Origin of the sequence: Roseateles noduli, from assembly GCF_050626985.1 — a bacterium.
Classification (GTDB): Bacteria; Pseudomonadota; Gammaproteobacteria; order Burkholderiales; family Burkholderiaceae_C; genus Roseateles; species Roseateles noduli_A.
Map to the genome: position 1 here is coordinate 4,890,742 of NZ_CP192463.1, position 23,499 is coordinate 4,914,240.

Sequence of the window (23,499 nt, forward strand, 5' to 3'; positions counted from 1 at the left end):
ATGCTGACTCTTCTTAAGAATCAAACCGTCTTCTTGGACGAGATCGAGTACCTCGTGGTCAGCAGCTCTGTCTCTGACGGCGCGCTGCTTGAGAACAAGAAGACTGGCGAGCGCGCCAACTTTGACACGTACAAGCTGGTGACCAAGTACCTCACCGGCGAGTTTCTGACCTCGGCGCAGCGTAAGGCCGCGTTGAGAACTGGTGAAGGGCCATCACGTCCTCCGGCCCGGATGGACAGGCTCTCAGCGGAGGCCAAGAAGGAGACACATCGACGGATCGATATCCTCGTTCGATTGGACAAGATGGGGGCCTTCGACGGAAGCCGCAAAGATCTCCGCAGGGCTATTGGCTTCGTGGCAGCCGAGCGAGGCGACGGAAGAACTCCGCACGAATCTACGGTCTATCGATGGAAGCGCAAGTACGTCAAGGCGCAGGGAGATGTTCGCGCGCTGTTTGCCCGGTTTGATGAACGCGGTGGTAAGGGCGTTGGGCGGCTTCATCCCGATGTCGAGAGCATGATCGATGACGCTGTTGAGGAGATCGCCCTGAAGCAGCGAAGGTGCAGCGCCCAGGACATCTTGGATCACGTGAGTCTGGCCGTGCTGAAGGCCAACAGGACGCTCCCTGTTCAGTTCCGCGTACGTGTGACCCACCATTTCCATCGAATCTTGACCCACCCTTGTTGAGCCACTGACGGCTCAGGCTGTGGGTAACTTTCTGGACTTGGGCTCCTTCTTGGTGGGTTGGGCTGAGCTGTTCTTGAACCGATAGCTATCGTTGCCGGTCTCAAGGATATGGCAGTGGTGCGTGAGCCGGTCCAGCAGCGCCGTGGTCATCTTGGCGTCGCCGAAGACACTGGCCCATTCGCTGAAGCTCAGGTTCGTCGTGATGACGACGCTGGTGCGCTCGTAGAGCTTGCTCAGCAGGTGGAAGAGCAGCGCCCCGCCGGAGGCGCTGAAGGGCAGATAGCCCAGCTCATCAAGGACCACCATGTCGGCGTGGGCGAGGCGATGAGCCATCTGGCCACTCTTGTTGCAGAGCTTCTCCTGCTCGAGCTGGTTGACCAGGTCCACGGTGGAGAAGAACCGAACACGCCGGCGCAGGTGCTCGACTGCCTGCACGCCAAGTGCTGTGGCCAGGTGGGTCTTGCCAGTCCCTGGACCGCCCACCAGCACGACGTTCTGAGCCTGCTCCATGAAGTCACCGCGGTGCAACTGACGGACCAGCGCTTCGTTGACTTCGCTGTGCTCGAACTGGAAGCCAGCCAAGTCTCTGTACGCCGGGAAGCGAGCTTGCTTGAGTTGGTAGGCCACGGCTCGTACCTCCCGCTCAGCGGTCTCGGCCTTGAGTAGCTGCGCCAGCACGGGCTGAGCGGCCTCATAGGCCGGTGCACCTTGCTCGGCCAGCTCGGAGATGGCCTGCGCCATGCCGAACATCTTGAGCTCGCGCAGCATGATGACGAGCGACGCCGCTGCTGGGTCATGACGCATATCCCACCTTCCTCTCTGGGCCGCGCAGCGCGTCGTAGCGCGTCACGTTGGCTTCTGGTTCGTTGATGAGCTGAAGTGCCTGAGGGGCGCTGACGGGTGGAGGCGTGCTGCTCTTGCCGTCGACGAGGCGATGCAGCAGATTGACCACGTGCATCTTGGTTGGCACACCCGTCTCCAGCGCAAGCTCGACGGCCGCGAGCACGGCCTGCTCGTCATGCTGGAGCACCAGGGCAAGCACCTCCACCATCTCCCGGTCGCCTCCGGGCTGCTTGAGCAACGCTCGCTGGAGCTGGCGAAAAGCATCCGGCAGCTCCACGAAGGGTGCGCCGTTGCGCAGCGCGCCTGGCTTGCGCTGAAGCACTGCGAGGTAATGACGCCAGTCGTAGACCGTGGTGACGGGCACGTCGTGTCGACGGTCGATGACGCGCGTGTGCTCGCAGATGATGTTGCCCTCGGCTGCCACCACGATGCGGTCTGCGTAGGCGCGCAGGCTCACCGGTCGGTTGGCATAAGACGCCGGCACGCTGTAGCGAGTCCGCTCGAACGTGACGAGGCAGGTAGGCGAGACGCGCTTGGTGTGCTCGACGAACCCGTCGAAGGGACGCGGTGCTTGCATCAACTGCGGGCGCTCCACGGCCCAGGCCGCCGCGACGGAGCCCTTGAGCTTGCCGTGCGGGATGTCAGCCCACAGCGCCTGGCAGCGGTCTTCCAACCATGCGTTGAGCGCAGCCAGGTCAGGGAACTCGGGCGTGGGCTGCCAGAGGCGGTGACGTGCGTCTCTGACGTTCTTCTCGACCTGGCCCTTCTCCCAGCCAGACGCCGGATTGCAGAACTCAGGCTCGAACAAGAAGTGGCTCACCATGGCGCTGAAGCGCACATTGATGTCACGCTCCTTGCCGCGCCGCACCTTGTCCACGGCGGTCTTCATGTTGTCGTAGATGCCGCGCCGCGGCACACCGCCCAGCACGCGGAATGCGTGGTTGTGGGCGTCGAAGAGCATCTCGTGCGTCTGCAGCAGATAGGCCCGCACGATGAAGGCGCGGCTGTAGCTCAGCTTGGTATGCGCTACCTGCAGCTTGGTGCGCTCGCCGCCGAGCACGGCCCAGTCCTCGCTCCAGTCGAACTGGAACGCCTCACCGGGACCGAACGCCAACGGGACGAAAGTGCCACGGCCAGTGGTCTTCTCAGTCTCCTGGCGCTTGGCCAGCCAGGTCCTGGCGAAGGCGGCCACACGGTTGTAGGAGCCGTCGTAGCCAAGCGCCACCAGGTCGGCGTGCATCTGCTTGATGGTGCGCCGCTGCTTGCGGGATTTGCTGCTCTCGGTCTTGAGCCAGCCCGCGAGCTTCTCTGCGAACGGGTCGAGTCGACTGGGACTGACTCGCGGCTTGTGTTGCGGAACCTCGGCGCCGGCGCGGAGGTACTTGCGGATGGTGTTGCGAGACAGGCCCGTGCGCTTGGCTATCTCGCGGATGGACAGCCGCTCACGCAGTGCCCAACGTCTGATGACACTCAGTGTCGCCACGTCAATCACTCCTGTACCCCTGCTGCAAATAGCAGCAGGCTAGGGTTGATACGTGGGTCAGATTTAGATGGAAATTACCCCTAGGGGTGGGTCACTTCGACGCGGAAAACAACAAACCTCTTTCGCTCGCGCCGGCATTGGCATTTTTGCGCGCATTTCAACCGCCAGATGGACTCATCGCGGGAATCGCTCTGGACTGCAGCCCGCGATCTACGGAACGTGCTGCGGACGGTGCAACCATGGGAACTGGCGCCGCTGTCGAAGGACGCAGAATCATTTGGCCTCCAGCATCCCGTCCATCCGACCGCATTGATCCGCGGCTTGGATGTTGTCGGAGACGAGACCCGGATTCCGATCGAGCGCTTCGCACCGATGCTGCGCTGGCTAAGGAATCCGCATCTGACGCGCGATCCGTTGGGTGATCCTGTGGGCCTTGAGACGCCGCAGCCGCGCTTGCACCTGAGCGTCCACGCGGGGGAGGACTATGCTCATCCGCTCTCGGGCCTGCGTCACATCGACGAGACTGTCTTGTTCTGCGGGATGGGCCAGGGCGACCGACTCGGGCATGCGTTGGCGTTGGGCATCCCTCCAGACGAATGGTTGCGTCGGCACGGCGAAGTCTGGCTGCCACTGGACGAGCATTTCGACAATCTCGTCTGGGCCTGGCACGAGGCGACGACGCTGCCCGGCCTGGCCATCGCGCAGCGCGTCCGCCCTCGGCTCGCGGCGCGGATTGCGCGATTGCTGCCTTTCGTGTCGTGGCTTCCCAACGAAGGCGCGCGGACGCCACCAAGCTGGAACGACCTCACCCGGTTGCACAAGGCGTGGCGACTGCGGGAGAACTGCGCGTACCTGCTCCTCGGCCGGCCGGGCGGAATGCAAGTCGACGATCGAGAGACGGAGGTTGGATTACCCGATCTCGCACAGATCCAGCCTGAGCTGCAGCATCCGCGAACGAACACCCCAGCGGGCCTCTACTTGTTGCGGGCCCGTCAAGAGTTCCCGCCACCCGAGGCTCGGGCACACCCGCCGCGCCAGGCGCTGCAAGTGCGGCTTACGGTAACTCCCTACGGGCATGCCACGCGCGCGCAGCGCCTGATGGAGTCGAAGGGCTTGCACGCCGGCGGACTTCTCCATGACCACGACAACGCCGAGGACCTTTGCTTCATGGAGGCCCTGCAGGATTCCTGCCTTGAGCGATACGCCAAAATCGGCTTGACGATCGAAGCCAATCCCAGCTCGAACGTGCACATTGGCCAACTGCGATCCCACGGCGACCACCCAATCTATCGTTGGGATCCTCTGCACTCGGACGACCTTGATCCGGGCGGCCGCTTCAACCGATTCGGCCTTCGCAAGCAGCGGATGCCAGTCACCATCAACACCGACGACCCGGGCATGCTGCCGACAACGTTACGGCTAGAGCATCACCTGATGCATGAGGCAGCGATCGACCGGGGCCATACCGAAGCGGCGGCCGGCGCATGGATCCACGCACTGCGCGATAGAGGGCTGCAGCAGTTCGAGGACGCGCACTGATCCCCTCAAGTCACGTCGAGCGCATCGTGCCGACGGGTCCGCGTGATCTTTGACGACGCGTGGTCCGGCTTGTTCAGCTACATCGAAAAGTTCTACAACCCCTAGCGGCGCCTAGCCACGCGAGTGTTGACTAGCTCCTGCATGCGGCGGCGCAATTCAGGCCGCCTGCTCTCTTGATCTTCCCGATCTCGCGTTCGTTCGAATGCCGCCTTTGCCTGGACACCCGGTGGCCTCGACGAGCCATCACTTTCTGGGCGAGATAAGATGACGCGGCGACCGGCGCAGCAATGCCCCTCCACTGCTGATAGAGATGCCATTGCTCCTCTGAGGACGGAAACGCATTGAGTGCGACCTCACGTTCAATAGGCTGCGTTAGCCCCGTCGCGCCGAATATCCTTGGTCAACGGGCCCGCCATCGACGGTGGGCGTCAGTACTTTGTGCTCCGTACTGGGATCTAGCTGTCTCTGGCCGCGCTGACTTGGTGACGAAGCCGCTGACCAGAATGATCCACGGCGTGAATTTGAAATCCGATGTTCGCGGGAGGCCGCGCCGACTTGGATTGGTAAGCGCATCCAGCGATGGCGCCTAGGCAACTGTTCAAAGGCGTCATCGGACAGGACCTCACATCCGCTCTCAACCTGATCAACACTGTAGGGAGACGGTCGGGACGAGCCCGACGTTTCGCGCAGCTTGGGGGAAGGGCGCCGCTGTCTGATTCCCGCGAGCTGGTACCAGTAACCCAACTGGGAGACGGGGCGCAATGCGTGGTGGTAACTTAAGCGCGCCGACGGGCTGCCGTGGATGCTCGCCGGGACCTGGAACCACTGGACGGACTGGGCCACGGGCGAGATCGTTCCTAACTACACGATGCTGACGTGAAACTGCGACGGCCATTCGATGCTGGCCCGACTGCACAAGCCAGATCCGAACCTGCCTGCCGACAAGCAGGACAAGCGCGCTGTGGTCGACGGTGAGCCTGAGGACTGGGCGGCCTGGCTTGCGGGGCCTGTCGATGGTGCCCAGCTGCTGATCCGCCCGCGGCCGGCCGATTTTTCGATCAGGCCGACGCGGTCAGGACCGACGCTCTTCTCCTCCAACTGGGCCAGGACAAAGACGCGATTCAGTAAGTCATGCTGGCGTCGCTCAGATCTCACGTAAAGCCATCGCGCGAAAACGCTCTACGGTGTAGCCTCATCACGCTGGCTGCCTTTGAGATCTATGTCAGACACCGGGCCGCGCGACGCGTATCCGAGAGTTCGCATGATTAGCCGTCTCAGGGTTTCAGCTGCAATGCTGCACTTGCAGGGCTGCGTCGTGGCTGAGCAGCTTGCTTGGAAGGACGCGAGCCCCCGCAAGGGTGCCCAAGCGCCATTTGTGGGGGATGAGGCCCAGCGAGCACTTGAGATCTGGCGGCGCAAAAAGTCCGAACTCGGCATTGCGATAGAGGAACTCGTAATCTGCCACCGAGCTCTCACATTGCTGGAGTAGCCTCCATAAGGGCCACTGCCCGGCTGTCGACCGTTACAAGCTCATCCGCCAGCGCTTCATCGAACTCGTCGCCGGCCAGTCGCAGAATTAAGGCAGCAAACTCGAGGTGGGCCGCATCCAACGCGGCGAGCATCGCGTCGCGCCAGCGCTCGCTTGCGGCACCTGCTGCTGTTCTGACCCCGTAGTCCCCTCTGCCGCCAGCGAGAAGCGCCTCGACCACGCCTGCGGCGCCGCCCAGGCTCCGCTCCAGCTCCCGGCGAATCGTGCGCTCGGTGCTGTTGTGGTCACTCTCAAGCACGACGACCTGGTGCATTCCGACGAGGTAATCCATGTCGACTCCCCATCGTTTACCTTGGCCTCATGTCCGCCGGTAGCTCGCTCTCGCGGTCGAGCCTCGGTATCAGTCTGTCGCCAGAACTTCAAAGCTCGCTGGGTGGCTCTATCCATCGATGACCTCCCTGTTCAAAATCGTGGCAATTAAGCCTAGCGTTCACAATGATTGGGCCTCCTCGCATCGCAGGAGATTAGCTTCAGCTGCGGCGATTAAATGGCACATTACTGCTGGGTTCGGATGTCCACCCTTTGTAACGCGGTCAATTTCTTGCAAGAGGGCTTCAACAGAAACTACCCATCTCGCCAGGGCAAGATGAAGCTGCTCGCTCGTCGCGGTGGAAATTTCTACCATGCGACTATGCTGGCACCATCTGAAGCCGCGCTCAGTGCGCTGGTGCACATCACGCCCGGATTTGGCCTCACAGTGTCTTGGCTTGCGCAGGTTGCGCCGGTGAACGAGGAGATTGCCCGTTCGCTGGAGCCTTCAGCAAGAGGCCGTCTCGCAGAGTGTCCGTAACTGAGCATGTGCAATCGTGATTCATTGGCGGCGCGGGCCTCGCTGCGACGACTGAGTCGACCTCCGCTTCCAGTCCTGAAGCAGAGGCGCCGAGGGGAGCTCGCACCAAATTCGCACGGATAGTGCCTAGACGCTGTCTGGCTGAGGCCGCTCGCGGGTTCAATTCTCGCCATCGATCCAGATGGCCTGCTGCCCTGAAAACGTGTCGCTAAAGACGTCGCTGACGTAGACCTTCGCGATAGAGCAAGCCGCCAATCGTGATCAGGACCGCGCGGTCGTCTTCTGTCAGCCTATCGTGAGGGAGCTCCATCCAGTTGGCGAGCATCACGATCGCATCGTCGATCGATTGACCTGAGCGTTGTGCATCGAGAGCTTCCGCTTGGCCTTGGAACACAGCGATCAGTGTGTTGCATCGACCGGTTGAATCCGCCAGCGGAAGCGGACGTTCGTTAACCGCAGCAGCGGGAGAACTTCGGTGCCGCGGCCGTAGCAACAAGCCGAGAGCGCCATCAGCCGGGAGGGACGGCGCACAGCTCTGCCAACCCCTGCGCGCGGGTGACGGGCCGCACATAGTTCAAGTCGCGGCGCGCCTTTCCGACGTTCAACGTCACCTCAACGGCTGAGGGCGCCAACGCCTGCCTTGTGACCGGCAGACTCCAGCGCCCGCCGGTTACCGCCCACCGTCGATCCAGGCGAACTTGCCAGAATCCACAGCCTTCAACAATTGCGGCAGCGCGGTCGTGTCGTCGCGTCCCCAGATGAATCGCGGGCGGACGACGACAACGTCCAGCCGGGCTTGCGACGCGGCGAGCGCCTCGCGTTCCGCCTGAGCCTTTGTGGCGGAATAGCCGCCGACCGGGCGCGCCGGGAGGGGCCAGCTCTCTTCAGCATTCACCAGCGGTCCGCCATCCAAGAGCACCGACTCCGTGCTCAGGTGCACGGCCCGTCGCACCGTCCCAGGCAGGCTGCCCCCACGCCTCAGCCCCTTTATCCAAGCGCGGCGCCTCTTGCTGACCACGCCGGCTACTTGGCGCAAGAGACCGAGAAGCGCGTGGAGATTTTCATTGCTGATGACGAAACCGTTGCCCGCCTCGCCCACGTACTGCCAGGGCAGACCTAGCACCAGGGCGTCGAACTGAGTGCGGCTAGGCTCAGCGTGCCGGTCACGTCGCGGGGCCAACTGAAGCGGCCCGCGTTGAGGCGGCGGGCTGCGAAGCCCCCACGCGGGTCAGATGACGGCCCAGACGCCATCGCTAGTCGACGGCACTGAGGAGGTCCTCCGTGCCGAATGCTCTGACGAGGTCAGTGGCGCGGCCCTCATGCGCCTCTCGTTCACGCCATTCAGCGACACATGGCGAATGCGTCCCCCCGCCTGCGCAGCAGCGGCAGCGTGCGTTCCGCCGACGTCGATCTTGAATACGTCGACCGACTCGACCATCCGATTGGCTTGCTCCCTCAGGCTGTCTGCGGCAGCCGCGGACTCTTCGACGAGCGCAGCGTTTTGCTGGGTGGCTTGGTCCATCTGTGCGACTGCTTGACCGATCTGGGACACACCGGTGCTCTGCTCTGCGCTTGCTGCACTGATCTCAGCCATGACGTCAGTCACGCGCCCGATCGCGGCAACTACCTCTTCCATCGTGGCGCCAGCTTTATCCACGAGGGCGGTACCCTCCTCAACACGGGTGGTACTGTCGTTAATGAGCTGTTTGATCTCCTTCGCCGCTTGTGCCGAGCGTGTAGCCAAGCTGCGAACCTCCGACGCCACAACTGCGAATCCGCGCCCCTGTTCACCTGCGCGCGCAGCCTCCACTGCCGCATTCAGCGCCAGGATGTTGGTTTGGAATGCGATCCCATCGATGGTTCCGATGATGTCGCCGATCCGCTTGCTGCTGTCCTGGATGCCTCGCATCTTCCCGATCACTTGACTGACGACCTCGCCGCCCCGGCCCGCCACTTCACTAGCACCCCGAGCTAGCAGGCTGCCTTGCACGGCGTTGTCGGCGTTTTGCCGAACGGTGGCACTGAGCTGCTCCATGGAAGAAGCTGTTTGCTCAAGTGCGGACGCTTGCTCCTCGGTCCGGTTCGACAAATCGTTGTTGCCGTGCGCAATCTCTTCGCTGGCGCCGGCGATGGTTTGCGCAGCCTGGCGCACCTGACCGATCAGGGTGACGAGCTGCTGCTGCATTTGGCCCATCGACGCGAGCACACTACCGTAAGGTGCCGAGTCGGCACCGCTAACGGTACTCAGGTCCCCCTGTGCCACGCGTTGCGCGACCTCGCTCAGCACGGCGGGCTCCGTGCCGAGCGCTCGCAGCATGCGCCGGGTGATGAAGAGTCCGAGCGCGATCGCGGCCGCAACGGCCACTGCGCTTGCGATCCCGAGCCACCAGCGCTGACCCGCGTAGTCGGTTTCAGCGGAGCGCACGCTTTGGTCGGCTTGGGCCCGGGTCTCGTCGACGTATTCGCGCGCCGCGGCGAGAAGGGCGGAAAGCAGCGGGCGGCAATCCCGGCTGATCGCCTGCGTAGCCTCCTCACGCTTGCCCGCGTCCGCCATCGCAACGATGCCGGCAGCCACCGGGCTGTACTTGGCCTCGATTTCCAGGATGCGTGCCAGGATTGCGCGCTCGCGATCGCTCGTGGAGGAGCGCTGGACGGTGCTCTTCAGCTTCTCAAGCGTTTTACCGAGCTGCGCATGCGCACTGAGCGCCATCTCTTTGCCTGCCTGCAACTCGCCGGGGGACTGAGCGATGGCCATGTCCCGCACCCCGATCGCGCGGCGGTTCGCCTCGATACGTAGGTCGACCGCCAGCCCTTCCCGTTGGGCAATACCGTTCACAAAGTCGGTGAAACGGCCGCTCGTGGCACCAAGATCGTGAAGCGCCAGAAGGGACACAGCGGTCACACACGCCGCCAGTAGACCAAACGCCAGCACAAGAAGCTGCTTCACAGATAAACGCGACATTGGCACACCCGTTCAAGTTGGCAGAGGAAACCCGCGCGGTTGCAGGGCTGATGGGTGGTACTGTGCGCCGTACGACAAAATTCGGAAAGTTGGAGTCGCCGCTTCTTGGTGTCGGACCTTTGCCTACATGAACTGGCTTTGCGCTCGCAGTTGGCTCACTCAAGTGCGGCTGCAACGCCGACGCGAGTGCGAAGGTTCACCCTTTCCCGGGATTGGTTTTAGTTGGGATGACGGACTAACGGCTCACGCTGGCCACGGTTGAATTCAGGGGGCCTGCTCACAGCCTGGAGGCGTGTAGCCGAGCTCTCGCTGAATCTGAGGCGCATCGCACGTCTTCTCGTCGACCGATGCTGCACAGCCCGCTAGCGCAGCGAGCACCGCCAGGACGTAAGCACGAAGGTAAGTTTTCATGGGTGAGCTCCTTCACGTAGGCCCCGCGCGGGGGCGTCGCACGGCAATGACTTGCCGAAGGGAATCCGAATGGGTCTGGCCTCAGCCCAGGCCCAGCTGCTTGCGCAGGCTTTTGTCGACAGGGCCGGCGGGCATAAAGCGGCGCAACTTGCTCAGAAGTGAGGCTTGGCCCGGGGGCGGGCGTCGCATCCGCCTGGCTCCAAATGCCGCATCGACGATGGTGTTGGCGACGGTCGCCGGGTCGCCGCCGCCATTGACATTGGTAGAGAACGACCGCGTGACGCGTTGGCGTTCTTTGTCGTAGGCATTGATCAACGTGGCCGCGTGGGGCGAGTTGGCCTCGAGGCTGGTCTTCGTGTAGGAAGGCTGCACCAGAGTGACGCGGATACCGAACTGGCGAACCTCGTGATCCAGCGATTCCGACAACCCTTCGATGGCGTGCTTGGATGCGGCGTAGAGTCCCATGTAGGGTCCCGGCAGAAAACCCAGCACGGAGCTGACATTGATGATCCTGCCCTGCCGCCGCTCCCGCATGTGCGGCAGGACCGCCTGCGAGACTCTGAGAACGCCCAGCACGTTGGTGTCGAACAGGGCGGCCGCCTCGGCAGGCATGGTCTCCTCCACCGCGCCGATCATGCTGACGCCGGCGTTATTGACGAGGACATCGACCCGCCCGGCGCGACCGATCACTGTCAGCACGCCGGCGAGCACCGAGGCGTCTTTGCGAACGTCCATCTCGACCAGCTCGACACCGGCGATCGGGGTGGCCTTCTGGAGGCTGCGCACCGTTCCGAAAACGCGGCTGCCGCACGCGACGAACTTCTTGGCTGTCGCGAGCCCGATGCCGGAGGAAACGCCTGTGATTAGGATAGTGGGTTGGTTGGTCATGAAGATCTCTGGTTGAATCAGGCGAATGCGGGCGAAGCGCGGCCGCACACGTACCAATGCACGCGTGACGCCTCGTCATGCGGATGCCGGTGCCGCGGCAGCCTGCGGGCACCGGAGAAGGGATCAGGCCCTCAGGTCAGCATCGACTGCTGGGCGAAGATGCCCGCCATCGCGCCCTGCCACGAGGCCTGGGTGACTGAGGGGAGGAAGGGCGTGGCGAGGTCGCCGGCGGCGTAGATGCCGGGCATGCTGGTTTGGCGGCGCTCGTCGACCCTAAGGGCGATGCCGGCGGGCGTATCGACCGTGACGAGGCCCAGTGATTCATGCAGGCCTGCCGACGGCTTGTTACGCGGATGGGCGAACAGGACATCGACCGCGACATTGCCGTGGGTATCGAGATTGACGGTAGAGATATGGCCGTTGCGATGGGCGATCTCGATGATGCGGCCATCGACGACAGGTATCTTGCGGCGCGCCAGATCGGCCTGGATATCGGGCGCGATGTAGTGACCATCGGCGAACATCGTCAACTTGTCGGTCCAATCGCCAAACAGCTTGGCGGACTGGTGGGACGGCGGCCCCGACCAGACAAGGCCCCAATGCTGGCCGGCGACTTCAAAGCCGTCGCAATAGGGGCAGGGAACGATGGACGTGCCCCAGCTTTCGGCAAAGCCTGGCACATCAGGCATCTGGTCGGCGACGCCATAGCTCAGGACCACGCGGCGTGCCCTAAAGCTTTCGCCGTCGCCAGTGACCACGGAAAAATCATCGATGGCGCCAGCGACGCTGTCGGCCTTGGCATTGACGAGCTTGATCGCGGGATATCGCGCCAGTTGCCGCCGCGCCTCGGCCAGGATGTCCAGCGGCGGCTTGTGATCGTGGCCAAGCAGGCCATGGGAGTGACCGGCGAAGCGATTGCGCGGCAACCCGGTGTCGAGAACGGTGACCTTGCGGCCGGCACGTCCGAGCTGCAGGGCGGCGGCGAGGCCGGCAAAGCTGCCGCCGATGATGATGACGTCATTCATGGTGATGGGCTCCGTTTTGTGGCCAGAGGGAGGTGGGCTGGGCTTGGCAGTGGACTGGGCGATGGCGAGGCCGGTGGTGGAGAGCGCGGCCAGCGTCAGAAGGGCTCGTCGTTGCATGGAAGGCTGACCGTCTGACCGACCGACAGTCGGCTCGATGTGGTTGTCATGCGGGATCACGCTCAGCGCCCGGCGATGCTTGAGCCGGCTTTGGAGCGAGCACTTCGACCGGAACGATTCACGCCTCGATCAGTAGTCATCGACATCCTCCTTGTGAGTGAATGCCGATGCGGCGGTCCGGCGCCCTGGGGACCTCTGTACTCAAGCATGGGCCTCTCCGTCCGCAAGTCGCGCGGCGAGCCCTGGCGTCGATTCCGCAGGCGCCTGCGCGGGGCTGTCGCGTCGGATGCGGAACCAAGCCGCGTACAGCGCAGGCACGAAGACGAGGGTCAGGGCCGTGGCCACTACCAGGCCACCCATAATCGCAATTGCCATCGGGCCCCAGAAGACGCTGCGCGTGAGCGGGATCATCGCCAGAACTGCCGCAGCCGCTGTCAGCACCACCGGGCGCGAGCGTCGCACCGTTGCCTCGACGATGGCGACCCAGGGCGCAAGGCCGCGCGCGATGTCCTGGTCGATCTGGTCGACCAGGATGATCGAGTTGCGCATGATCATGCCGCTCAATGCGATCACACCGAGCAGCGCGACGAAGCCGAACGGGGCATTGAACAGCAGTAACGCCGGCACCACGCCGATCAGCGCCAGCGGCGCCGTCATGAACACCATGAAGAGGCGCGAGAAGCTTTGCAGCTGGATCATCAGCAGCGTCAACATCACTGCAAACATCGCGGGAAACACGGCGAACAGCGCCTCGTTGGCCTTGTCGCTCTCTTCGATCGCGCCGCCTTCTTCGATGCGGTAGCCCACCGGCAGGCTGTCGATGATCGGCTTGAGCGACGGTCGGATCTTCGCCGTGGCGTCGGGCCCCTGAACGCCATCGACGACGTCGCTGCGCACGGTGAGTGCCATGTCGCGGTTGCGCCGCCACAGCACCGGCTCTTCAAAGCCCGGCTCGACCCGCGCCACCTGCGAAAGCGGCAAGGTGACGCCGCTGCGCGTGAACAATTGAAGATCGCCTAGTTGGCCAATGCGCTTGCGCTCGTCGGGTATCGCCCGCACGATCACGTCCACGAGTTCCTCGCCGCGACGGATCTGCGTTGCCGGCGCTCCCTCCAGCGCGGTCTGCACCAGGCCCTGGACGTCGGCCGTGGACAGGCCCAGCAGCCGCGCCTTGTCCTGGTCGACGTGGACCTGCATCGAGCGGACCTGCTCGTTCCAGTCGAGTTGCGTGTCGCGTACCAGCGGGCTCTGGCGTACCGTATCGCGCACGCGGTAGGCGATCTCGCGCACCTGCGCCTTGTCCGGGCCGATGACGCGCAACTGCACCGGGAAGCCCACCGGCGGGCCGAACTCCAGACGCTGCACGCGCGCCCTGACATCGGGGAAGGCCTCATCCTTGTCGAAGAGTTCCATCAGACGAGCGCGCACGCGCTCGCGCTGTTCAATCCCTGCCGTCTTGATGACAAACTGGGCGAACCCGGGGTTGGGCAGTTCCGGTTGGATCGACAGATAAAAGCGCGGCGTACCAGCGCCGGTGTACGCCGTGAAGAACTCGATGTCCGGGTCCTTGGACAGCTCGGCTTCCAGCAGCTTCACCTGATGCTCGGTGGCGGCGAAGGACGCGCCCTCGCGCAGCCGCAGGTCGACAAGCAACTCCGGCCGCGACGCTGTCGGGAAGAACTGCTGCTGTACCTTCAGCATGCCGGCACCGGCCACGGCGAAGACCAGCACCGTGATGGCCAGGACCCAGGCTCGGTGCTGCACCGCCCAGTCGACGATGCCGCGCAGCCGTCGGTAGACCGGCCGGTCATAGGGGTCGTGGTGGTTGCCGTGTTCATGTCGGCTCGCCAGGTTCTTCGGCAGCAGCATCACCCCCAGATACGGCGTGAAGACCACCGCCACCAGCCAGGACAGGATCAGCGCCGTACCGACGATCCAGAAAATGCCGCCCGCGTATTGGCCGGCAATCGACTTGGCGAAGCCCACCGGCATGAAGCCGGCGGCCGTGACCAGCGTGCCGGTCAGCATCGGAAACGCCGTGGAGGTGTAGGCGTAAGTGGCCGCGCGCAGGCGGTCCCAACCCTCCTCCAGTTTTACCACCATCATCTCGACGGCGATGATGGCGTCGTCCACCAGCAGGCCCAGCGCGATGATCAACGCCCCGAGCGAGATGCGGTCGAGGTTCCAGCCGGCGGCATGCATCACGGCGGCGACTAGCGCGAGCACCAGGGGCACCGATGCGGCGACCACGATGCCGGTGCGCCAGCCCAGGAACAGGAAGGACACGGCCAGCACGATGGCCAGCGCCTCCAGGAAGGAGCGCTCGAACTCCCAGACCGACTCGGCCACCACGCGCGGCTGGTCGGCGTACTGCTGGATCTCGACCCCTGCCGGCACCTCTTGCCTGATCTGGTCGAGCCGCTGCTCCAGCGCCTTGCCGAAGTCCAGCACATTGCCGTTTTGCTGCATGGTCACGCCGATGGCCAGGACCGGCACGCCGTTGTGACGGATGCTGAAGCTGGGCGGGTCCTCATAGCCGGTGCGCACGGTGGCGATGTCGGCCATTCGCAGCAGCCGACCACCGACTTCCAACGTCACGTTGGCAACGTCCGCGGCGCTCTTGAGCCCGCCGTCCACGCGCACCTGCACACGGTCGTGCGCGGCATCGTCCGAACCGGCGGGCGTCACGAGGTTCTGGCGCGCCAGTGCGTCGAACACCGCCGTCGGCGCGATGCCGAGTGAGGCCAGGCGCCGCGTCGACAACTCCACGTACACCCGCTCGGCCTGCTTGCCCAGCACGTCCACCTTGGCGGCGCCGGGCACACTCTGGAGGCGGCGCTTCACGTCCTCCGTCAGGGCCAGCAGCTCGGCCATCGACAAGTCATGAGCGCTCAACGCATACAGCACGCTGTAGCGATCGTTGTACTCGTCGTTGAAGAACGGCCCGCGCACGCCCTCGGGGAACTCCTGGCGCGTGTCGCCGATCTTCTTGCGCACCTGGTACCACGCGTTCTCCAGTTCTTCCTTGCTGCTGCCGCCCTTCATCCACAGCGTGATGCCGCCGTAGCCCTGGCGCGAAAAGCTGCGCACGTAGTCGAAGTGATCCAGCTCCTGCAGGCGGCGCTCAATGCGGTTGAGCACCTGGTCCTGCACATCTTGCGCCGTGGCGCCGGGCCACACGACGATGGCGGTCATCTGCGGCACGTCAAAATTGGGATCCTCCAGCCGCCCGAGGCGGCTGAACGACAGGCTGCCGACGACGAGCGTCGCGATGATCAGGAACAGCACCATGGGCCGGTGCGTGACAGCCCATTCCGAAAGATTGAAGCGTTTCATGAACTGCTCTTGACCACAGGGGTTGCGGCGGATTCGGGGGGGCGCTCGACAGCGCGCACGGCAATGCCCGCATCGAGCTTCTGAGCGCCGACGCTGACGACCCTGCTGCCAGCGGCCAAGCCCGTGACCTGGACTGTGGCGTCATCGATGGCCACGACTCGGACCGGTGTGAGCACGAGGCCCGAACCCTTGGCGTTCACCGTCCAAACGCCGGCGGGGCCGCTGCCCTTGACCAAGGCGCTCACGGGAAGCACTGCGGTCGCGGGGCCTGCATGCGGTGCCGACAGCGCCAAATGCATCGTGCTGCCAAGCGGCAGCGCAGCCACGGTCTCGTGCGATTCGGGCGCGGCCGAATAGCGCGCGCGGTAGGTCCGGCCTTGCGGGCTGGCCTGCGGCGAAAGTTCGCGCAGCACGAGGCGGACCTGCGATGTCGGGTCGTTCCAGGGGGCTGCCGTGGCTGTTAGGCTTCGTGCCCGGCCGACCCAGTCCTCAGGCAGCTCGGCGACGATCTCGCGGTCGCCATCGCGGGCCAGCGACAGCACGGGCTGGCCTTCCGCGACCACTTGGCCGCGCTCGAAGCTCAGCGTCGTGACGACGCCTGCGTAGGGCGCGACCAGCGCGGCGTACGCCTCGCGATTGCGCGCCAGCTCGAGCTGGCGATTCGCTTGATCCAGGCGCGCCGCCGCGCCGTCGGCGCGCGCCTTCTGGCGCTCGTGATCGGCGGCGCCGACCGACCCGTCCGCCAGCAGCCGGCGAAAGCGCGCCTCATCGGAAGCGGCCTGCTGCGCGTCCACGGACGCGGCCAGCACCTGGTCCGCAGCCGCCTTCACGGCCAGTTGGTAGTCGGCCGGATCCAGACGGGCCAGAACCTGGCCAGCCTTGACACTGTCCCCGACTTCGACGAGTCGCTCGACCACCTTGCCTCCAGTCCGAAATCCCAGCTCGGTCTCCACACGGGCACGAACCACCGAGGTGAAGCTGCGGGTCTGCGCGGCGTTGGCCGGTGTCACGGTGGTCACGAAAACTGGTTTCACGGCGACGGCCGGTGCGGGCCGTTCGCTGCAGGCCGCCAGCAGCAGGCTGGCAACGGCGACGCTTGAAAGAGAGAGGGCGGGCAAGATCCTGTTCACTGGGACGTCCTTGCGGCAAGTGAAGTCACGTGGGTGCCGGGCTGCGTGATCGAGAACCCACCGCCCAGGGCTTTGAAGAGCTGTACGTCGGCCAGCGCCCGCTGCAGGCGGCTTTCCGACAAGGCCAGTTCGCTGGCCAGCACGGAGCGCTGCACGTCCAGCAGGGCCAGCAGGTCAATCTGTCCTTCGCGCTGCAACGACTCGGCACGCTGCAGCGAACGGCGGCGGTGTTCGACGGTGAGTGCGAGGGCCGCGTTGCGCTCGGCCTCCTGCGAGCGCACGAGCAGGCTGTCCTCCACTTCCTGGACCGCCACGAGCACCGCTTTCTGCCAGGCGAGCAGTGCTTCGTCGGCGCGCGCTGATTGCACGCGAACGCCCGCGTCGATGCGGCCGGCGTTGAAGACCGGCATCGCAAAGGCCAGCGCGACGTTGGAGAAGTGAGCCGGCGCGAGCTCGAGCGCGTTCAGCCGCAAGTCTTGGCGACCCACCAATGCGCTTAGGAACAGTTTGGGCCACCACTGGGCGCGGGCTTCGGCGGTGCGCAGCGCTTCGGCAGCGACACGCGCCTCGGCAGCGACCAGATCGGGGCGGCGCCTCAGCAGTTCGCTGGGCTGGCCCGCCGTGATGGCACGCGCCGCAGGCCACGCGAAGCCCTTGTCGTCGTCGAGGACGCGTACCGACGGGCTGCGGCCGAGCAGCACCGCTAGCTGGGTCTGCGTGATACCGACCAACATCCGGAGTGCTGGCACCTGAGCGTCCAGCGCGTCAGCTTCGGCGCGGGCACGGTCGTGGTCGAATGCGCTGGCTTGGCCTTCGCGCAGACGACTCTCCACTCGTGCGGCGGTCTGGCGCTGGGCATCGGCCAGGGCCGACACGATGTGCAGCCGCTCCTCGGCGCTGCGCAGCACGAAGTATTGGCGCGCAATCTCGCTGGCGATCAACAAGCGCGCGCCTTGCACTCCTGCAACCGCTGCCGTGTTGTCGGCCTGCGCCGCGTCACGGGCCGCGCGAACGCCCCCCGCTAAGTCGATTTCCCAGGCGACGTCGACGCCGACGCGCAGCGCTTGCGTGTCGGGCATCCCTTGCTTTACGGCCGCGGGCAGGCCGCTACTGCTGCGTGATGCGGAGGCCTGCACGCCCACCGTCGGCCACAGGCGGGAGGCCTGGGCATCGGCGCCCGCGCGAGCCTGGGCGACGCGCTGGAGCGCGATGGCGACGTCCTGGTTGGCACCCAGCGCTTCCTCGATGAGCGAGGTGAGCGTGGGATCTTGCCAGGCGGCCCACCACTCAGGGCCCGCGGCCGCGCCTTGCGCCTGTACGTCATCGGAGTGGGCAAATGCAGTCGCGAGGGGCGCTGAAAGTGACGGCGGCTGCACGGCCGGCGTGGAGCACGCCGACAGCGCAACCGCTGCCGCTAGCACCGGGAGGCGGGTTGCCGCGGTGAGCGATCTGCGGCGGCGGGAGGAGGAAGTCATGGGACTATGAATTGATGTACTTATTAGTACAGTAATGTGGTTCAGATATAGTGAACTGTCAAGTACACTAAATTTGCCCATGTCCACCGACCCGGTTCCTGCTCCCAAGCCCCAGCGGGGGCGTCCGCGCGATCCCGAGCGCTGCAGGCGCATCTTGGAAGCCGCGCGAAACCACTTCAACGAGCATGGCTTGGAGCGTGCTAGCGTGGATGCCATCGCCGCGGACGCCGGTGTGTCCAAGATGACCGTCTATAGCAACTTCGGCTCCAAAGAGGGGCTGTTCCAGGCTGTCGTGCGCAACAGGACGGCGGCGGTGGTGGCTGAGACCCCGGGCGCCGAGGGGCTAGACCCGGACCAACCGGAGGAGGCGCTGATGGCGGTTGGCGCCCGGTTTCTTGCGCTGGCGCGCGGGGACGCCCTGGGCGCGATGCGCGCTGTCTATGGCGTCGCGGGCGTTCAACCGGAAACTTGCCGTGCGTTCTACAAGGAAGGCCCGGAGCGGGTGAACAGCGAGCTGGCCGCATACTTGCGCCGCGCCCACTCAGCGGGCACGCTCAACGTGGGGAACCCTCTTCAGGCAGCGGACTTGTTCCTGTCGATGTTCCTGGGCTCGGGGCACATTCGCGGACTGCTGAAGATTGAGATGCCGGATCCTCGAGAAAACAGGGCTCTTCTGCGCGAGGCTGTACGGGTCTTCATGGCAGCCTACGGCGTATAGGCGAGCAGGCGATCAAAATGCCTGCCTTTGCGGTTGCCCTTGGGCCTTAGTTCCCTGAGGCCTCTTGACGGCACGCCAAATGCAAAGCCGCCAGTTCAGCGATCACGGTGACCGACTTCATAGGGTCCACTTGCGTCTGTCCCGCAGCGCGGAGGCGCTCGTTAAGGTATGCATGAGGCAAGCGCCACAGACAAGCGGCCAGCTTCGACGGTGAGGCTACTGTTCTGGCCAGCGGCGCTTAGCGGTCGGTTTTGGCGGGAGCCGCCACTCAGGTGGTGAACCGCGAACGGCTCGAATCAGCCTCAAGCGGAAGTTCGCCCGACGCTGATGGCAGTTGTCGAGGCGCATGCTCGATGAGAACTCTGTGTCCCAGGAGCTGAGCGGGCTACGCACTCCACAGACGAATCAAGCCCGCAGACGCGCGCCGTAGAGGCGCCCCCAGCTTAGGCCCAGCACTGCAGCCACGACGGATCCCACCAGGACGCCGAGCTTGGCCGCGCCCAGCAGCGCCGGCTCCGTGAATGCCAGCATCGCGATGAAGATGGACATCGTGAAGCCGATACCCGCCAACAGCCCAACCAGCACCACGCCGCCCCAGCTCACACCCGCTGGCAGGCGGCACCAGCCCAACTTGACCAGCAGCCAAGTGGTGAGGACCACACCCAGCGGCTTTCCCACGACGAGCGCACCGGCGACACCGGCGAGCACCCAGGACGCACCGCCGACGTCTAGGTCGACGCTGCCCACCGCCACGCCCGCGTTTGCCAGCGCGAAGTGCGGCATCACGCCGAACGCCACCCAAGGGTGCGGCAGAGTTCATGAGCAGTCAGAAGCTCGGCAGATGTCTCGACGAAGGAGCGTGAAGTGAGATTGACTGAAGGCCAGGAAGGCCCCTTTGAAAGCGCCTTCGACGCCTTGGCCGGGACGCCTGAAGAGGCTGTCGACCTGAAGGCCCGCGCTGCATTGATGACCCGACTGATCGCGCACATCCAGAGCCGAAAATGGACTCCTGCTGAGGCCGCGCGGCGGTGCGGTCTGTCGGAGCCAAGCATTGGCGAGCTGCTGGCCGGTCGCATCAGCCGCTTCACGTTCGATGTGCTTGCTAGGGCAGTGCAGAAACTGGATGCAGGCGCCTGACCCTTGGACTAGTCCTTCGCGGCGTACATCGGCAGTTTGCGGCGCGATTCCGCGCTCCTGCTCTTGATCGTCCCAACCTCGCCTCCGCTCCAACGCTGCCTTGCCTGGACACCCGATCGCCTCGACGGGCCGCCGCTTTTGAGCCGCGATAAGATGGGCTGACGGCCGGCGCAGAAAATATGGCGCGACCAGAAGCCAGTCGCAAGAGTTCGAACCGGCGGCCTAAGTGGCCGTGGCGCGAACCCGCCTAAGCAGTTGATTTTTCTAGCGCGCCAGAGTAGCTAATCTGGCGCCCTACGGCCGGTCAGGCATTCGGCAGCGCCCGCGCTGCTTTGACGAAATGGCTCATCTCTTGCGGGATGGGCCATTTCTACTTTTGCAGGTCGCGGAGATATGCCGACTACCGCCCCCAGTGGTCTGCTGAAAATGCAGTCGGCTTCCTGCCGCTGAGGACTTCGGGGCCACGCCTGCTCTGTCCACAAGTGGCTCGTCAGCGACTGCAACGCGACGCCGCCCGGCTTGGATCCCACGCTGGGGGAATTGATGCGGTAATCGACAGGTCGGGGCAGGACAGGACAGGGCAGGCCGATTGACATATGATGACCATCATATTAATCTTGGTCCCATGAACGCCTCGTCCTCCTCTTCCCGTTCCACCCGCAAGGAAGAATCCCGCGACCGCATCCTCGACGTCGCCTCCCGCACCGTCCGGCGCGCCGGCTTCGACGGCGTGGGCGTGGCGGACGTGATGAAGCAGGCCGGGCTGACGCACGGCGGCTTCTATGCGCATTTCCCGTCTCGAGACGATCTGCTGATCGCCGCCGCAGTGCGCGCGGGGCAGGACAGCCGGCAGGTCCATCAAGGGCATGTCGACCGCCTCATCGCCGCGGGCGTCCCGCCGTTTCGCGCCGTGGTGGAAACCTATCTGCATGAGGCCGGCCTCGACGACATCGAGTGCGGATGCCCAGTAGCCGCGCTGGTGTCGGAGATGCCTCGCCAATCGAGCGCCGTCCAGGACGAAGGACGTAGCCTCGTGCTGCAGCTTCAGCGGATGGTCTCGGAGGCGCTGGGGCCTGACGCTCCCGCAGAGGCCGCCTGGCCGATCGCCGCAACGCTGATCGGCGCCTTGCAACTGGCCCGCGCCGTTGGCGACAGGGACCAGGCGCTCGCCATCCTCGCCAGCACGAAACGCTCGCTGCTGGCTCAACACACCGAAGCCGCGCAGCCGGCACGGTCCGCACGCTCGGTGCGCTGATTCCAGTTTTCGGTCTGGGACTCTCGGGTCCCATTTCTTTGTTCCAATATATGACGCTCGTCATATGAAACCAACGCGCCGCGGCGCAGAAGGAAGTTCCATGCAGATCAAGGATGCCGTCGTCTTCATCACCGGTGCGAACCGGGGCCTCGGGCTCGAATTCGCCAAACAGGCGCTTGCCCGCGGCGCGAAGAAGGTCTACGCGGCAGCGCGCGACGTCTCGACGATCACGCTGCCCGGCGTCGTGCCGGTGCAGCTCGATGTGAGCAAGCCCGAGCACGTCGCCGCCGCCGCACGCGCTTGCGGCGACGTGACGCTGCTGATCAACAACGCCGGCATCGGCCGTGTCGGCGGCATCACGAGCGACAACGCCGAGGTCGTCCTGCGCGAGCAGCTCGAGACCAATCTCTTCGGCATCTTCCACGTTGCGCGCGAGTTCGCGCCGGTGCTGGGCCGCAACGGCGGTGGCGCAATCCTGAACATGCTGTCCATCCTCAGCTGGGTGAACACGCCGATGCTCGGCGCCTACGGCGTCAGCAAGGCCGCAGCCTGGGCCTTGACCAACAGCCTGCGTGCCGAGCTCGCGCCGCAGGGCACGTTGGTCGCCGGCTTCCACGGCGGCTTCATCGACACGGACATGATCCGGGACTTCGACGTGCCCAAGGCCCGACCCGAAGACGTGGTGCGAGATTCGCTCGACGGGATCGAACAGGGCGCCGTCGAGATCACCGTCGACGACTCGACGCGCCAGGTCAAGAAGGCGCTGTCGGACGGGGTGTACCTGATGGATCCGCTGGCGCGCTGAGCGCGCCGGGTGCCGCAAGGGCGCTCGACGCGTCGAAGAAGTTCACGCTGAGCCGGCGCCGCAGGCGGAAGCCCAGGCGCTCGTAGAGCGCGATCGCCGTGGCGTTGTCGCTGAACACGTGGGGAGGCTGAGGGACGGGGGACGTCGGCGCGATGTTCATGCGCGAGGACTCTAGGCGGTCAGCGGTCGTAGCGCCACAGTCGCCCGCGACATCCCGGCGGTCATTCACGACGCGCCGGTTTCTCCTCGCCCAACGTCGCCCTGTAGCTTGATCACTCCGCCTTCGCGCCCGCCGCCTTGATCACCGGATCCCACTTCTTGATCTCGGCGGCCGTCTGCGTGCCGAGCGCCTGCGGCTTGAGGCGGTCGCCCTGCGGCGGGACGACGCCCATCTCCTGGAAGCGCTTCACGACGTTGGGGTCCACCAGCGCATGACGCAGCGCCGTGTTCAGGCGCGTCACGATCGCCGCGGGCGTGCCCTTCGGCGCATACACCCCGTGCCACACGGCCAGCTCGAAGCCGGGCAGGCCGCTTTCGGCGAAGGTGGGAACGTTCGGCAGCTGCGACACGCGCGCCTTGGTCGCCATCGCATACGCCTTGAGCGCCCCCGAGGCCACGTGCGGGCCCGTCGCCACCGGCTGGTCGCAGATCAGGTCGACATTGCCGGCGATCACGTCCTGCAGCGCCGGACCGGTGCCGCGGTACGGCACCATCGTCACCGTGGTGTTCGTGGTCTGGCTGAACAGCATCGCGCAGAGATGCGAGGTCGCGCCGACGCCCGCATGCGCGACGCGCACCTCGCCCGGCTTGGCCTTCATCTGCTTGATGACCTCGGCCACGGTCGCGGGCGCGAAATCCTTGTTGCCCACCAGGATCATCGGCACGTCGCCGGCCAGGCTGATCGGGGTCAGGTCTTTCGTGGCGTCGAAGGTGAGCTTGGGATACAGCGCCGGCGCGGTCGCGATGCCCATGTTGTGCAGCAGCACCGTGTAGCCGTCGGGCGCCGCACGAACGACCTTCGCCGTGCCGATCGTGCCGCCGGCGCCGCCCGCGTTCTCCACGATCACCTGCTGGCCCAGGTCGCGCGTCATCGCTTCGGCGATCAGCCGGCCGATCACGTCGGTCGAGCCGCCCGTCGCATAGGGGATCACCATCGTGATCGGCTTGTCCGGATACGCGGCGGACGCCGCCGTGGCCAACGCCATCGATACCGTCGTCACCGTGACGGTCAGGACCTTCTTCGCAATCTTTCGCATGTCTCGCTCCAAGGGGGTAAGGAAGTGCGCCTCCGGTCCATCGCCGGCCGCTGCGTGTCTGTCGATGCAGGAAATGAAATGCGCCTCGACGCG

At 65.0% G+C, this 23,499-nt stretch carries 17 protein-coding genes and 1 pseudogene; 6 read left to right on the forward strand and 12 right to left on the reverse strand.

The annotated features are described in order from the left end of the window. A complete protein-coding gene (locus ACQ4L4_RS21170) occupies window positions 1-687 on the forward strand; it encodes a hypothetical protein (protein WP_431100836.1) in 687 nt (228 codons plus the stop codon). Between the two features lie 12 nt (window positions 688-699). On the opposite strand, the gene istB is transcribed toward ACQ4L4_RS21170, so the two are convergent. Continuing rightward, the gene (gene istB, locus ACQ4L4_RS21175) at window positions 700-1,491 is read right to left on the reverse strand and encodes an IS21-like element helper ATPase IstB (RefSeq protein ID WP_431100837.1); all 792 of its coding nucleotides are present in this window, start codon (window positions 1,489-1,491) and stop codon (window positions 700-702) included. After that, on the reverse strand, window positions 1,481-3,022 hold the full coding sequence (istA, locus tag ACQ4L4_RS21180; RefSeq protein WP_431100838.1) for an IS21 family transposase: 1,542 nt from the start codon (window positions 3,020-3,022) through the stop codon (window positions 1,481-1,483). Before istA ends, istB begins: the two co-directional genes overlap by 11 nt. Window positions 3,023-3,232: 210 nt before the next feature. On the opposite strand from istA, the gene ACQ4L4_RS21185 reads away from it, so the two are divergent. Further along, complete coding sequence (locus tag ACQ4L4_RS21185) at window positions 3,233-4,552, forward strand: hypothetical protein (RefSeq protein WP_431100839.1); 1,320 nt, start codon at window positions 3,233-3,235, stop codon at window positions 4,550-4,552. 1,472 nt (window positions 4,553-6,024) lie between these two features. On the opposite strand, the gene ACQ4L4_RS21190 is transcribed toward ACQ4L4_RS21185, so the two are convergent. The 8 genes from ACQ4L4_RS21190 to ACQ4L4_RS21225 form a co-directional block, all read right to left on the reverse strand. Continuing rightward, window positions 6,025-6,372, reverse strand: coding sequence for a hypothetical protein (locus tag ACQ4L4_RS21190; protein WP_431100840.1), 348 nt, complete (start codon window positions 6,370-6,372; stop codon window positions 6,025-6,027). Between the two features lie 1,189 nt (window positions 6,373-7,561). Beyond that, complete coding sequence (locus tag ACQ4L4_RS21195; RefSeq protein WP_431100841.1) at window positions 7,562-7,831, reverse strand: NAD-dependent epimerase/dehydratase family protein; 270 nt, start codon at window positions 7,829-7,831, stop codon at window positions 7,562-7,564. 288 nt (window positions 7,832-8,119) lie between these two features. After that, on the reverse strand, window positions 8,120-9,838 hold the full coding sequence (locus ACQ4L4_RS21200; protein ID WP_431100842.1) for a methyl-accepting chemotaxis protein: 1,719 nt from the start codon (window positions 9,836-9,838) through the stop codon (window positions 8,120-8,122). A gap of 507 nt (window positions 9,839-10,345) precedes the next feature. Further along, a complete protein-coding gene (locus tag ACQ4L4_RS21205; RefSeq protein WP_431100843.1) occupies window positions 10,346-11,152 on the reverse strand; it encodes an oxidoreductase in 807 nt (268 codons plus the stop codon). 131 nt (window positions 11,153-11,283) lie between these two features. Then, window positions 11,284-12,177 carry an NAD(P)/FAD-dependent oxidoreductase gene (locus ACQ4L4_RS21210; protein ID WP_431100844.1) on the reverse strand — a complete coding sequence of 298 codons (894 nt, stop codon included), beginning with the start codon at window positions 12,175-12,177 and terminating at the stop codon, window positions 11,284-11,286. 318 nt (window positions 12,178-12,495) lie between these two features. After that, window positions 12,496-15,630: an efflux RND transporter permease subunit gene (locus tag ACQ4L4_RS21215; protein WP_431100845.1), complete on the reverse strand. Its 3,135-nt coding sequence runs from the start codon at window positions 15,628-15,630 to the stop codon at window positions 12,496-12,498. Further along, window positions 15,627-16,760 carry an efflux RND transporter periplasmic adaptor subunit gene (locus tag ACQ4L4_RS21220; protein ID WP_431100846.1) on the reverse strand — a complete coding sequence of 378 codons (1,134 nt, stop codon included), beginning with the start codon at window positions 16,758-16,760 and terminating at the stop codon, window positions 15,627-15,629. The genes ACQ4L4_RS21215 and ACQ4L4_RS21220 overlap by 4 nt, the downstream gene beginning before the upstream one ends. After that, complete coding sequence (locus tag ACQ4L4_RS21225) at window positions 16,757-18,235, reverse strand: efflux transporter outer membrane subunit (RefSeq protein ID WP_431100847.1); 1,479 nt, start codon at window positions 18,233-18,235, stop codon at window positions 16,757-16,759. The genes ACQ4L4_RS21220 and ACQ4L4_RS21225 overlap by 4 nt, the downstream gene beginning before the upstream one ends. 79 nt (window positions 18,236-18,314) lie before the next feature. On the opposite strand from ACQ4L4_RS21225, the gene ACQ4L4_RS21230 reads away from it, so the two are divergent. Next, window positions 18,315-18,953 carry a TetR/AcrR family transcriptional regulator gene (locus ACQ4L4_RS21230; RefSeq protein ID WP_431100848.1) on the forward strand — a complete coding sequence of 213 codons (639 nt, stop codon included), beginning with the start codon at window positions 18,315-18,317 and terminating at the stop codon, window positions 18,951-18,953. Window positions 18,954-19,358: 405 nt separating this feature from the next. On the opposite strand, the pseudogene ACQ4L4_RS21235 reads toward ACQ4L4_RS21230, so the two are convergent. Next, a pseudogene (locus tag ACQ4L4_RS21235) lies at window positions 19,359-19,760 on the reverse strand (Na+/H+ antiporter NhaA); the annotation flags it as partial. 57 nt (window positions 19,761-19,817) lie between these two features. Between ACQ4L4_RS21235 and ACQ4L4_RS21240 the strand changes: the two are divergent. The 3 genes from ACQ4L4_RS21240 to ACQ4L4_RS21250 all read left to right on the forward strand — a co-directional run bounded on the left by ACQ4L4_RS21240 (window position 19,818) and on the right by ACQ4L4_RS21250 (window position 22,150). Continuing rightward, window positions 19,818-20,090 (forward strand): helix-turn-helix domain-containing protein, encoded by a 273-nt coding sequence (locus ACQ4L4_RS21240; protein ID WP_431100849.1) that lies wholly within the window; start codon window positions 19,818-19,820, stop codon window positions 20,088-20,090. A 625-nt stretch (window positions 20,091-20,715) separates the two neighbouring features. Continuing rightward, the gene (locus tag ACQ4L4_RS21245; protein WP_431100850.1) at window positions 20,716-21,345 is read left to right on the forward strand and encodes a TetR/AcrR family transcriptional regulator; all 630 of its coding nucleotides are present in this window, start codon (window positions 20,716-20,718) and stop codon (window positions 21,343-21,345) included. Between the two features lie 100 nt (window positions 21,346-21,445). Further along, on the forward strand, window positions 21,446-22,150 hold the full coding sequence (locus tag ACQ4L4_RS21250) for an SDR family oxidoreductase (RefSeq protein ID WP_431100851.1): 705 nt from the start codon (window positions 21,446-21,448) through the stop codon (window positions 22,148-22,150). A gap of 272 nt (window positions 22,151-22,422) precedes the next feature. On the opposite strand, the gene ACQ4L4_RS21255 is transcribed toward ACQ4L4_RS21250, so the two are convergent. Next, window positions 22,423-23,355, reverse strand: coding sequence for a tripartite tricarboxylate transporter substrate-binding protein (locus ACQ4L4_RS21255; RefSeq protein ID WP_431104981.1), 933 nt, complete (start codon window positions 23,353-23,355; stop codon window positions 22,423-22,425). Between the last annotated feature and the right edge of the window lie 144 nt (window positions 23,356-23,499).